At 47.2% G+C, this 12,905-nt stretch carries 7 protein-coding genes; 2 read left to right on the forward strand and 5 right to left on the reverse strand.

Going from position 1 to position 12,905, the window contains the following annotated elements; translation table 11 throughout:
* Positions 1–11 precede the first annotated feature (11 nt).
* Both M3085_RS05315 and M3085_RS05320 read right to left on the reverse strand, forming a co-directional pair.
* Positions 12–1,298 (reverse strand): bifunctional folylpolyglutamate synthase/dihydrofolate synthase, encoded by a 1,287-nt coding sequence (locus M3085_RS05315; RefSeq protein ID WP_249052470.1) that lies wholly within the window; start codon positions 1,296–1,298, stop codon positions 12–14.
* Positions 1,299–1,550: 252 nt separating this feature from the next.
* On the reverse strand, positions 1,551–2,735 hold the full coding sequence (locus M3085_RS05320; RefSeq protein WP_249052471.1) for a multidrug effflux MFS transporter: 1,185 nt from the start codon (positions 2,733–2,735) through the stop codon (positions 1,551–1,553).
* Positions 2,736–2,889: 154 nt separating this feature from the next.
* On the opposite strand from M3085_RS05320, the gene M3085_RS05325 reads away from it, so the two are divergent.
* Positions 2,890–3,738 (forward strand): helix-turn-helix domain-containing protein, encoded by an 849-nt coding sequence (locus M3085_RS05325; RefSeq protein ID WP_225230878.1) that lies wholly within the window; start codon positions 2,890–2,892, stop codon positions 3,736–3,738.
* A 24-nt stretch (positions 3,739–3,762) separates the two neighbouring features.
* On the opposite strand, the gene M3085_RS05330 is transcribed toward M3085_RS05325, so the two are convergent.
* A complete protein-coding gene (locus M3085_RS05330) occupies positions 3,763–4,347 on the reverse strand; it encodes a hypothetical protein (protein ID WP_249052472.1) in 585 nt (194 codons plus the stop codon).
* Between the two features lie 153 nt (positions 4,348–4,500).
* Positions 4,501–6,657, reverse strand: coding sequence for a tetratricopeptide repeat protein (locus M3085_RS05335; RefSeq protein WP_191709770.1), 2,157 nt, complete (start codon positions 6,655–6,657; stop codon positions 4,501–4,503).
* Between the two features lie 409 nt (positions 6,658–7,066).
* Between M3085_RS05335 and mfd the strand changes: the two genes are divergently transcribed.
* Complete coding sequence (gene mfd / locus M3085_RS05340; protein ID WP_249052473.1) at positions 7,067–10,426, forward strand: transcription-repair coupling factor; 3,360 nt, start codon at positions 7,067–7,069, stop codon at positions 10,424–10,426.
* A gap of 89 nt (positions 10,427–10,515) precedes the next feature.
* Here mfd and M3085_RS05345 read toward each other — a convergent pair whose 3' ends face one another.
* Positions 10,516–12,729: a heavy metal translocating P-type ATPase gene (locus tag M3085_RS05345; RefSeq protein WP_249052474.1), complete on the reverse strand. Its 2,214-nt coding sequence runs from the start codon at positions 12,727–12,729 to the stop codon at positions 10,516–10,518.
* Between the last annotated feature and the right edge of the window lie 176 nt (positions 12,730–12,905).

The following is a 12,905-nucleotide window of genomic DNA, read 5'->3' on the forward strand; positions in this document are numbered from 1 at the left end:
AAGAAACGGGGTTAATTGTTTAAAGAAAGTAAATCAGCCACAATAAAACTACTTCCTCCTACAAAAATGAAGTCTTCGGCTGCGGCATCTTTTCGTGCAGCTTCTACGGCTGCTCCCACATTGGGGTAAATATTTCCTTTCAATCCGAAGCCGGCTGCTGCTTCTTTTACTTTTTCGGCGGGTAGTGCACGCTTCACGCTGGCTTGGGTAAAATAGTAACACGCTTCTTTCGGAAGCATCGAAAGCACGCCGCTGATGTCTTTATCGTTTACCATGCCGATAACGATGCGTAACGTCCGGTAAGTTTGCAAGCTAAGTTGTTCGGCTATGTATTGCATCCCTCCCGTGTTGTGTCCCGTATCACATACCAGCGTGGGACGATCGCTTAGTTTCTGCCAGCGTCCCATCAGTCCAGTCAGTTCGCATACGTGTGCAAATCCTTCTCTTACGTTGGTTTCGCCGATAGGGTAACCTGCTTTTATGAGCTGCCGGATGGCGGAGAGCAATGTATTGGTGTTTTTTTGCTGACAGAGTCCTCCCAGTTCACCTGTCAGGTCTTTATAGTCGGCTGTCTGATAGAGGTATGTTCCGTCTGCGTTTCTTGAAGTCTGTTTCAGCAGTTGTTCTTCTTCGGCAAAGACGATGGGTGCATGTTCGCTATCGGCTTTTTCTTTAAACACCGGATAAGTTTCGGGGGTGGTTTCGCCGATGACCACCGGCACGTGGGGCTTGATGATACCGGCTTTTTCCGTGGCTATTTTTTCTAACGTGTTTCCTAAAAACTGAACATGGTCGAAACTGATGTTGGTGATGAGGCACAGGTCGGGGTGGATGATGTTGGTACAGTCCAGTCGTCCGCCCAGCCCGACTTCTATAACCGCCACATCTACTTTCTGTTCGGCAAAATACAGAAACGCCATAGCCGTAGTCAGTTCAAAAAAAGACGGGTGGAGAGGTTCGAAAAACGCACGGTGCTGTTCTACAAAGCGTATAACGAAGTCTTGCGATACCGGTATCCCGTTAACTCGGATGCGCTCGCGGAAATCTACCAAGTGGGGCGAAGTGTAAAGTCCGGTTTTGTAACCTGCCGATTGAAGGATAGCGGCAAGTGTGTGTGAGCAAGAGCCTTTTCCGTTTGTACCTGCTACGTGGATGGTACGGAAGCATTGGTGTGGATGCCCGAAATATTCATCCAGCCGGATTGTATTTTCCAACCCTTCTTTGTATGCGTCTTTTCCTATCTGTTGGAAAAGCGGCGCACTGTTATATAAATAAGTAAGTGTTTCTTGATAATCCATAAAGTTTCGGTTTAAATCAAGAAACAAAGTTAGAGCTTTCTTTTCGCTTTCCCAAGCCGTCGGGATGGAAAACTATTGGCTTTTTGAGAGGGTTATTTTCCGCTTTCGGTGGTATGTAAATTTTATGCGGTAGTTTTACTCAACGCATCCGTATGTTTTCACCAAAACATGCGGATGCGTTGCCTTACTTATCCGCATGAATTTTCAGGCTTGTTTGAATGCCTTCTGAAGCTGTTTTGACGGGTTGGATTTTTAAAATGTGCGGAGGCGGAAGAAACGCTGGGTCAGCGCGTAGCGCGTGCAGATGTAAGCACAGATACTTCCTGCAACAAACAGAGTTCCCGTAGACATAAAGATGTCTCCGATACCTACCAGAGGTGATACGATACCTCCGGCGGCATATCCCACTGCCCCCAACAGTGCCGAGGCAATGCCTGCATGTCGGCGTTCGCAGTCCATCGCCAGCGCATTTGAAGCGGTAAAGCTCATACCTACCATCGACAGCAGGCAGAAAGTTAATACTTCGTATATCCAAAAACTGCATCCTAAGAACAGGGCGGTACATATCATGGCGGCGAACAGTATCATACCGTAACTTCCGGTCTGCAGGGCGCGCTCCATAGTGGGAAGTTTGACAGCCACACCGGATGAGATAACCATCGCAATGGCATTGATACCGAAACAAAGACTGAACGAAAGCGGTGACAGTCCGTAATGTTGCTGCATGATGAAAGGAGCGGAAGCTATGTTGACAAACAATACACTCATGGTAAATCCGTACTGAAAGACGTATGACATATACGTACGGTTGCGGAACACGGTGCCGAAATTTTGTAAAACGCTTATCCACTGCCCGCACTGCCGACGCGCTTGGGGCAGGGTTTCTTTAAAGTAAAGTGTACCGACGAGTAGCGCAACTCCCAGCAGGCAAAGGAACCAGAAGATACCTTTCCAACCGTCGAACCCTGCCAATATACCTCCGGCTATGGGAGCGGCTACCGTGGCTATTCCGTTGATGGCGCCGATGAGTGCAAGCATGGCAGCCAACTCATGCGACGCATAACGGTCGGCGGCAATCGAGCGAGACAATACCACTCCGCCGGCTCCGGCTATCCCTTGAGCCACACGTAAGATAGTGAATTGGAAGATGTTTTGAGAAAATAAGCAGCCCAGTGTGGAAAGGAGAAATAAAATCATGGCAACAATCAGCGATTGCCGGCGTCCGTACCGGTCGCTCAGCGGACCGAATATCAGTTGTCCGGCGGCAAGACCTACCATTCCTGCGGTAAGTCCTAATTGAACCATGGATGAAGACGAGTGAAAATAATTCGTCATGGAAGGCAGTGTAGGCAAATACATGTCCATAACAAACGGACCGAATGCGCTCATTGTTCCCAAGAAGATCGATAAAAATGTCTTACTATTTTGTTTGTTCATCGTGTTTTACTCTTTATTTTATTCGGGTGCAAAATTATTAGCTTTGTAGGAAATGGAATATGACTTAAATAGTACAAAACATTTCATTTTAAGAATAAACAGGTGTACTGTTTTGGAATATGCGTATATTTGTTGCGCAAAAAGAGAAATGATTATGTATAATCAATTTTTATCCGAAATATCCACGATACGCTGTGAAGAGTCTGATTTAAGTTTCTTGAAAGGAAATCCTTTCCATTTTCGGTGTGGTATTTATTTGATATGTACGCAGGGGAGAGGCGTTGTTTCGACAGGTGTGCAGCAGTACGAGTTGGATGAGCAGACCGAATTGATATTTTTAACCGGTGCGTTGATGGAGTTGCTTTCTTCATCCGCCGATTTCAAGGTTACGATGCTGGTGTTTCCGAACGAAGTTTTCTTGAAAGCAATGTTACCCATCGATACTCCTTATTTTAATTATACCCACGAGCATCCCTGCTACCGGCATACGGCAGACGAACGCAGCCAGAAAACTTGGCGGGAAGTGAAGTTGTGGATGGAAATGGCGCAGATGCTGTTCGGCGGACAGCCCCGTCAGTTCAGAGAACAACTGGAGTACAATTTCCTGCAAAGCCTGTTGATGTGGCTGTTTAATACGATTCAGGAAAAACTGGCGCTCGTTAATCAGTACAGTCGTAAGCAGGTGCTCTGCCATCGCTTCATGCAGTTGGTAAGAGAATGTAGCATGAAACAGCATCAGGTAGCCTTTTATGCCGGGGAGCTTTGTATCACTCCGCGCTATTTGCACCAGATAACCGTAGAATATTTAGGAGGCAAAACGCCTAAACAACTGATTGACGAACAGTTGGTAGCCGAGATAAAGGTGTTGCTGAATAAGCCTGAACTGTCTGTTACCGAGATAGCCGAACAACTGAGTTTCGCCGACCAGTCGTATCTCACCCGTTTCTTTAAAAAAAGCACAGGGATGTCTCCCAAAGAATTTCGCCAGCGAAGAAATGTGTGAGGCATGTAAAGTTCGTATTGCCAACTAATACCGTATTCCTTCTACGCCGAAACTGATGGAACTGCTTTCGCCCAATTTGAAATTGACCATGCCTCCGAAGCGGTCGGGGGCGAAGTGCGGGAGCGGATAATATAAGGGTGAGCGTTTGGGCATCAGCGACTTGTTGCCGTAAGCATACAGGCTGATACGCTCGTTTACTTTAAAGGCAGCAATGGCGGCAACTCCAACGTTCCGATAGTCTATGAATCCCCAATCCAAGTTGCTGGCATATATTCCTCCTGCCACGCTGAATCGTTTGGTGAGCGGTACGGCATATAAAAAAGCGGCATCCTGTCCGAATCCCACTCCCGACGGGGCGTAACGGCTCGGACTGAACGTGATGTTCATTCCTAACGACGCATTGAATCCTTCATGCAATTTCCATGTGGCATAGCTGAATGGCGTAATGCCATACATGCTGAAAGGAGAGTAAAGCAATCCGCTTTGTGGGACGGGAGAAGGAAGCGGTACGCTCAGCGAGTCGGTAACCGCTGGGGACGTTTCGTTTTGTGCCTTGCCCATGAACGGGTAAAGCAAACATATCAATAAAAATAGAATGAACTTTTTCATGGCAGCCTGTTTTAACGAAAAACCGTATCGGCTGAGGTCGAATCCTTTACCGATACGGTTTCAAATATACAGATAATTTGTTTTCTCCGATGTCGTTACCTGCTGTTTTTCACTTATATTATAATCGTTTTAATAATATAGATATAGATGTGTTTACAGCAAGTCGGGTATCAAATAGAAATACTCTTCCGTAATGCCATGTTGCAGCATGATTTCTTTATCAGCATGATAAGTTTCAATAAATTCATCGTACGACTTACAAAGCTCTTGCGTATGGCGGTAGTAATCCAGAGCCTTTGTGAGATCGTTGCGAAGCAGGCAAGCATGTCCGGCGTTCAGGTAATCGGCAGGACGCACCTCACTGGAAGCATGAATCTTTTCGTAGATGTGAATTGCCTCATCGTATTTCTTCTCCATGAAGTAACACCACCCGATGGCACGCTGTGCGTTAACCGGACTGTTTGTCAGGTATTCCACTTTGAAGAAGTAATTCAGCGCTTCATTATATTTGCATTGTGCCGTTAAGCACTGCCCGATTTGCATCAGTAAGTTCAAATCTTCCGGTTGCATTTGTTCTATCCGCAGGAAGTATGAAAGAGCCTCTTCATAATTTTGCATCCGTTTGTAGCATTGTGCCAAATGCTTGAGCGTCCATCGGTGGTCGGGCTTGAACAAGTCTGCCTGTTTGTAGGCTTCGATGGCTTCTTCATATCTTTTCCCTTTTTGGAGGCAGAAGCCCAATTTTTGCCAAACCTCAGCATCCTCAGAACCTGTTCGGGTCAGTTCGGTATACAGTAGGGCAGCTTCGTCTACATAATCTTTTGCGAATAAATAGTCAGCGATAGGTTTGCGATATTCATCGGTCAGGATCAGCGGGCGTAAGAACGGATTCTCCCAAAGCGACATCCGGTTGGCAAAAATATCGTCATGCTCTTGGCGGAACAAACTGATTTTGAAAAAGCGGTATAAATCGTGGATGTATTGGCGACTTGCATCGTTTGCCTTTTTCTCCTCTTTCAGGTTTTGCCTCATAAATTCGTTTTGCTCGTCAAGCTGCATACTCAAAGCCTGCCGTTGGGCAAGGGGAATAGAGTTTACCGTAAGGCAAAACGAATACTTGTCGGAATTGCAGAAAGTAGACGATTCCAATAGCAGATTGATAAGCGACTTGTCACTGATGTTTTCGTTATCGAACAAGGCAGCCACTTCCGGCACTTGCTTGTCGAACGGATAAAACCAATGTGCCATCCGGTTGAAGAACGGATAACTTTTCAGTTGGCAGAACGTAGTCATATACGTGTCCGCTCCTTCCATTTGTAATTCCCCCATTTCACGGATGCGCTCGCTTATTTTTTCTATTCCGGCTTTCCATTCCGGATTCATGTCTTCCATGTCATCCAAGTCTGCCACATTTATATTGGAGTTGTTAAACTGTGGGTTTTTCATCATCTGCGGAATGATTTCCTCGCGCATTTTCTTGTCTATCTTCGTCGTTTCGCGCGAAAGCAGAAGCAATATCTGAATGTCATGCAACTGTCTGAGCGTTTCAGGATTTTCCATGAAGAGAGACAAGGCGGCGATAAATTCCGGATAAAGTGCCAGACGCTCTTTCTGATGGAAGGTAGCCAGCACGATGCCGATAAGCGCCCGTTGGGTAAGCAACGTTTCGGTCCGTTCGTTATAAGCCGTAAGTAGGAACTGATATTTCCGGGGGTCGAACAAATCGAGCAGACTCATGGTTACGGCACTTATCATCACGGCAATGTCATTGACCGGAATCAATACCGACCGAAGTAACGCCGTTGCTTCGTTGAATTCTTCTTCCGTCCATCCGTCAGACACCCACGTCTTGTCGAACAGCGTGTCTACCGTTTTTTCGCGTCGCACGGACAATGCTTTCATCTTTTCCTTCCGCTTGCCTTCATCGTTTTCCATAAGCGGAACCACGCCCATATCTTCCGCGATGGTTTCCAGCGTCAGACACAGTTCTCCGTAAGAGGGGGGCGGAGTACGCTTGAACGTGCGGAACAGTTCCCCCCGGTGTCCTTGTCCGGAGGTATAAGTGCGGATATACTCCACCCGGTCTGCCAGTTCGTACGCCTTACATACAAGTTGGCTGTACATCTTGTCCCGTTCGGGGTCTTGCATACCTTTGGCGGCATACTGAAGCATGTATCCATACGTGGTTTTGAGGTTCTCCACCTCCGACTTGACCAGCCAGTTTCCGGCATCGGAAGCCGATAAGTTCAGTAATTCAAAGGCTTCTTTCAGTCGTCGCTCTTTTAGTAATTTGATAATGTCGTTGTACATTTATAAATAATAATAGAGAGTACAAATATAATGATAATTTGAAAAAGTAAGAAACTGTTTTGAATTTATCGACCAACGCACACACGAAAACGGATACATCAAGCCAAGAATAATTTTTTGTAGAAATTCAAAACAGTTTCTAAGCATAGCGTATGCTTTAAAATCACTTACTTTATGGGTATCGGACTGATAATTTTCAGAGCATCCTTATAGTGTTGATATACAGCGATAAATAAATTTGCGGAAGTGCTCCAAAAAACTACCGTTAGCGTTAAGGATTTCTACCGCATGAGTTAGCCATTTCTATGGGTAGTGTCATCCAACGCAAGCGGATGCGTATGAATCATCAAATTTTATTCGATTTTTCCCGTGAGATTCTTTATTTTTGCGCCAACTATCCGATTAACTAATGACTATAATAGAACTTCAGCAGATTTATGCGAAACATCCCAATTTAGCGGGACTGGTTTCTTTGTTGGACAATAAAGATATAAAAACAGTTTATTTAGACGGAATGCACGCATCGTGTGCTTCTCTGTATGCTTCCGCTTTTGTCAAGGCGCGTCCGGGAGTATACGTCTTTATCCTGAACGATGAAGAAGAGGCTGGATATTTCTATCACGATATCGTTCAGGCGAATGGCGACGAGCAGACATTGTTTTACCCGTCGTCGTATCGCCGTGCCATCAAGTACGGGCAGAAGGATGCGGCGAACGAGATATTGCGAACCGAGGTGTTAAACCGTCTGGAGCGAAACGAGGCGGTTGCGGTGGTAACATTTCCCGATGCGCTGGCTGAGAAAGTGGTTTCCCGCAAGTCGCTGAACGAGAATACGCTCACGCTGCGCGTAGGGCAGGAGATTGAAACCGAAAAAATAACCGAAGCGCTGGTGAAATACGGGTTTGAACATGTAGATTACGTGTATGAGCCGGGGCAGTTTGCCATGCGCGGAAGCATCCTCGATGTGTTTTCTTTTGCTTCGGAATATCCGTACCGTATCGACTTCTTCGGCGAAGAAATCGACAGCATCCGTACGTTTGAGGTGGAAACACAGCTTTCGAAAGAAAAGAAAGACTCGGTAAGCATTGTGCCCGAACTGTCGGGAACGTCGGACAGCAACGTGTGTTTCTTGGATTTCATTCCCCGCGACACGGTGATTTGGGCGAAAGATTTGGTGTGGGTGCGTGAGCGGATTCAAACCGTTCACGATGAGGCTGTTTCTCCGCAGGCGCTTATCGCTTACGAAGGGGAGCAGACAGAACTGATGAATCTGGAAAAGAAACTGATTGACGGTTCTGAATTTACGGTACGCTCGCTGGATTTCCGCCGCATTGATTTCGGTCATAAAGCGCTGGGAACTCCGCAGGCAACCCTGAAGTTTGAAACTTCCATCCAGCCCATTTTCCATAAGAATTTTGACCTCGTGGCGAGTTCGTTTACCGATTATCTGCAACGGGGATATACGTTATATATTTGTTCCGACAGCGTGAAACAAACCGATCGTCTGCATGATATATTTACGGAACGCGGAGATAAGATTCGTTTTGTGGCGGTAGACCGCACGTTGCATGAAGGATTTATCGACCATACGCTGAAATGTTGCTTTTTTACCGACCATCAGATATTCGACCGCTTTCATAAATATAACCTTCGGAGCGACAAAGCACGCAGCGGGAAGGTTGCCCTCTCGCTGAAAGAACTGAACCAGTTTGAGCCGGGCGATTACGTGGTACACATTGACCACGGTATCGGTAAGTTTGCCGGACTGGTGCGCATCCCTAACGGAAATACCACGCAAGAGGTTATCAAGCTGGTTTATCAGAATGACGACGTGGTGTTTGTCTCTATCCATTCGCTGCATAAAATATCCAAATACAAAGGGAAAGAGGGAGAACAGCCTCGCCTTAGCAAGTTGGGTACAGGTGCATGGGAGAAGATGAAAGAACGCACCAAAACCAAGATAAAAGACATAGCCCGCGACTTGATAAAACTTTACTCGCAGCGCAAGCAGGAGAAAGGATTCAAGTACAGTCCCGACAGCTTTTTACAGCATGAGCTGGAAGCGAGCTTCATTTATGAAGACACGCCCGACCAACTAAAAGCAACGCAGGAGGTAAAAGCGGATATGGAAAGCGATCGCCCGATGGACCGTTTGGTGTGTGGCGATGTGGGGTTCGGAAAGACAGAAGTGGCGATTCGGGCGGCGTTCAAAGCCGTGACCGACAACAAGCAAGTGGCGGTGTTGGTGCCTACTACCGTATTGGCATACCAGCATTACCAAACCTTTAAGAAGCGTTTGGAAGACATGCCCTGCAAAGTAGACTACTTGAGCCGTGCCCGGACAGCCAAAGATACTTCCCGGATATTGAAAGAATTGGCGGATGGCAAGATAAACATCCTGATAGGTACGCATAAAATCATCGGCAAGAGCGTTAAGTTTAAAGATTTGGGACTGTTGATTATCGACGAGGAACAGAAGTTCGGTGTCAGCGTAAAGGAAAAGCTACGGCAGATAAAAGTGAACGTCGATACGCTGACCATGACGGCAACTCCCATTCCGCGTACGCTTCAGTTCTCGCTGATGGGAGCGCGCGACCTTTCGGTGATACAGACTCCGCCGCCCAACCGTTACCCTATCCAAACCGAAGTACATACGTTTAACGAGGAAATCATAGCCGATGCCATCAATTTCGAGATGAGCCGTAACGGACAAGTGTTCTTCGTCAATAACCGAATCCAAAACCTGATGGAACTGAAGATGATGATTCAGCGTAACATCCCCGACTGCCGTGTTTGTATCGGGCATGGGCAGATGCAGCCTGATGAATTGGAGAAAATTATTTTCGACTTCGTGAACTATGATTACGATGTGCTTCTAGCTACCACTATCATTGAGAGCGGAATCGACATTCCTAACGCCAATACCATCATCATCAATCAAGCTCAGAACTTCGGGCTTAGCGACCTCCACCAGATGCGTGGGCGTGTAGGGCGCAGCAATAAGAAAGCATTCTGTTATCTGTTGGCACCTCCGTTGTCATCCCTTACCCCCGAAGCCAAACGCAGGCTTCAGGCGATAGAGAATTTCAGTGACCTCGGCAGCGGAATCCATATAGCCATGCAGGATTTGGATATCCGTGGGGCAGGGAATATGCTGGGAGCCGAACAGAGTGGCTTTATCGCCGACTTGGGCTATGAAACATATCAGAAAATTCTTGCGGAAGCGGTTAAAGAATTAAAGACCGACGAATTTGCCGAACTGTATGCCGACGAGGTGAAAGCGGGCGAAGAGAAATTCAGCGGCGAAGAGTTTGTTGACGAATGTACCGTAGAGAGCGACCTCGAATTGCTTTTCCCGAACGAATACATACCGAGTAGTAGCGAACGCATGTTGCTGTATCGCGAGTTGGATAAGCTGGAACTGGATAAGGATGTGGAATCATTTAAGGCACGTCTGGTCGACCGTTTTGGCAAGATACCGCCCGAAGGCGAAGAGTTGATCCGTATCGTTCCGTTGCGCCGCATTGCCAAGCGGTTGGGCATTGAGAAAGTGGTTTTGAAAGCCGGACGCATGACGCTCTACTTCGTAAGCAACCTTGACAGTCCGTATTACCAAAGCAAGGCATTCGGTAAGATAATAAACTACATGGCGAAATACCCGCGCAACTGTAACCTGCGGGAGCAAAGCGGCAAACGAAGCATGGTGATGAAAGAAGTTTACGATGTAGAATCTGCCGTGCGTATATTGCAAGAGATGGTGGCTTGTTAATCTGTCAGAGTAACTTGCCGCATACACCAACTGCTGTCACTGTTCCGAAGCTTTGTACGGACAATGACAGCAGTTTGCGTATGCGCTTGTCAGCGTTTCGTTTTCAGGCGGAGACTGTTGGTCACTACGCTTACGCTGCTCATCGCCATTGCTGCTCCCGCTATGATAGGACTCAGAACGAAACCGCAAATGGGGTAGAGTGCACCGGCAGCTATCGGTACGCCAATGAGATTATAGATAAACGCCCAAAAAAGGTTTTCGCGGATGGTGCGGACAGTGAGTGTAGACAGGCGGACGGCATCGGCTATCTTGCGGAGGTCGGACGAGATAATTGTCATTTTGGCAACGTCAATGGCAATGTCGCTTCCTTTACCCATTGCGATACTTAAATCGGCTTGGGCGAGAGCGGCACTGTCATTAATTCCGTCGCCTACCATTGCCACCCGTTTCCCCTGTTGTTGCAACTCTTTTATGAATCCGGCTTTCTGTGCAGGCAGAACCTCGGCGCGATAATGCGGTATGCCCGCTTCTTTGGCTACGGATGCAGCTGTCGCTTCGTTGTCTCCCGTTAACATGTAGATGTCTATACCCATTCGGCGGAGCTTCTCTACAGCTTCTTTGGATGTTTCCTTGATGCGGTCGGTAATGGCGGCAAGGGCTAACGCTTCCTGTTCGTCGGCAAACCATATCACGGTTTTCATTTCCTCCGTCAGCTGTTTGGCAGTTGCGGCGAGCGATTCACTGATACGGATATGCTGTTGCTTCATGAGTCGCAGGTTTCCGGCGTAGTAACGCTTTCCGTTAACTATCCCGCTGATACCTGCACCGGTCAGGCTCTCAAAGTTATTTATCGGGAGAGCTTCGCCTTTCAGATGGTTTGCCACGGCTTCCGCTAACGGGTGTTCGGAACTGACCTCCAAGCTGTAAAAAATGTTTTTCAGCAACGGCGTCTCTGCCGTCCAGATAAAATCCGTAACCACGGGCTTCCCTTCTGTAACCGTTCCCGTCTTATCGAGTACAATGGTGTCAATACCCTTTGCTGTTTCCAAGCTCTCGGCATCTTTAATCAATATGCCGGTCTCGGCTCCTTTTCCGATACCCACCATGATGGCTGTGGGTGTGGCGAGTCCCAGCGCACACGGACAAGCGATAATCAGTACCGTTACCGCCGCCAGCAGTCCGCGGGTAAATCCGTTTACGGGGTCAAATATCAGCCACAAGACAAACGCCAACAACGCGATACCCATAATGGCAGGAACGAAAATCGCAGCGATACGGTCTACCAGTTTCTGTACAGGAGCTTTGCTGCCTTGCGCGTCTTGCACCATGCGGATAATCTGAGACAGCATGGTTTCGCTGCCCACCTTTTCTGCCTTGAATCGGAAACTTCCTTTTTGGTTAATGGTGCCGGCAAATACCTTTGCAGATACAGACTTTTCCACCGGAACAGGTTCGCCGCTCAACATGCTTTCATCGACGTATGAACTTCCCTCCGTAACCGTTCCGTCTACGGCTATTTTTTCTCCAGGTTTTACAACCAGCGTGTCACCAATCTTTACCGTTTCGATGGCAGTTTCGCGCAATTCACCTTGCGGAGTAAGCAGCGTCACCGTTTTGGGTTGCAGCCCCATCAGTTTCCGAATGGCGGTAGAAGTGTTTCCTTTTGCCCGTTCTTCCAGCAGTCTGCCCAATAGAATAAAAGCGATAATCATACTCGACGCTTCAAAGTAAACATGAGGCTGGATGCCTCGGCTTAACCAGAACTGAGGGAAGAAAAGGTTAAACAGACTGAAGATATAAGCAATTCCGGTACTGTTTGCCACCAGCGTATCCATGTTTGCACTTCCATGTTTCAGTTGCTTCCAAGCATTGATGTAGAATCCTCTGCCCAGCCAGAATACAACGGGAGTAGATAATAGCCACATAATGTACTTGGCGTAAGGCATATCCATGAAGAAAAGTCCGATTATGGCGATGGGGAGCGAGAGAAGAACCGCCCAGATGGTACGATGCTTCAAAGCGTGGTACTTCAGTTCGTGAGCATCTTCTGCCTCTTGCTTGCTTTCCTCTTTATCAGCAGTGATAACAAGGTCGTATCCGGCTGTCTGTACGGCTGTACGTAACGATTCGGGTGAACATATTTCAGGGTCATACTCTACGGTTGCCATAGCCGAAGCGTAGTTTACGCTTGCAGTCTGTACGCCCGGCTGACGGTTTAATGTCTTGTCTACACGGGCTGCACACGCGGCACAGCTCATTTCCAATACAGGAAAATTCCGTTTGATGGTTTTGGGTTTATCCATATACTTTTAAATTTGATTCTGTTCTTATTAGCGAATGCAAAAGTAACGGCTTTTCCGCAAAACCATTTATATAATTAAGGATAGGATTTACAAGTTTTGTATCGTTTGAAGCCTGCAAAATTTCTTCCCATAGCGTAAGGTAACTTATCCGCATGTTTTGTTGAACGCAAGCGGAT

Origin of the sequence: Bacteroides caecicola (genome assembly GCF_023337095.1) — a bacterium.
Taxonomy (GTDB): domain Bacteria; phylum Bacteroidota; class Bacteroidia; order Bacteroidales; family Bacteroidaceae; genus Phocaeicola; species Phocaeicola gallinarum.

What these genes read in the sequence shown, in the direction of transcription:
- mfd (WP_249052473.1), top strand. Translation starts at nt 7,067, where the DNA reads ATGACTATAATAGAACTTCAGCAGATTTATGCGAAACATCCCAATTTA.
- M3085_RS05345 (WP_249052474.1), bottom strand. Translation starts at nt 12,729, where the DNA reads ATGGATAAACCCAAAACCATCAAACGGAATTTTCCTGTATTGGAAATG.
- M3085_RS05315 (WP_249052470.1), bottom strand. Translation starts at nt 1,298, where the DNA reads ATGGATTATCAAGAAACACTTACTTATTTATATAACAGTGCGCCGCTT.
- M3085_RS05320 (WP_249052471.1), bottom strand. Translation starts at nt 2,735, where the DNA reads ATGAACAAACAAAATAGTAAGACATTTTTATCGATCTTCTTGGGAACA.
- M3085_RS05335 (WP_191709770.1), bottom strand. Translation starts at nt 6,657, where the DNA reads ATGTACAACGACATTATCAAATTACTAAAAGAGCGACGACTGAAAGAA.
- M3085_RS05325 (WP_225230878.1), top strand. Translation starts at nt 2,890, where the DNA reads ATGTATAATCAATTTTTATCCGAAATATCCACGATACGCTGTGAAGAG.
- M3085_RS05330 (WP_249052472.1), bottom strand. Translation starts at nt 4,347, where the DNA reads ATGAAAAAGTTCATTCTATTTTTATTGATATGTTTGCTTTACCCGTTC.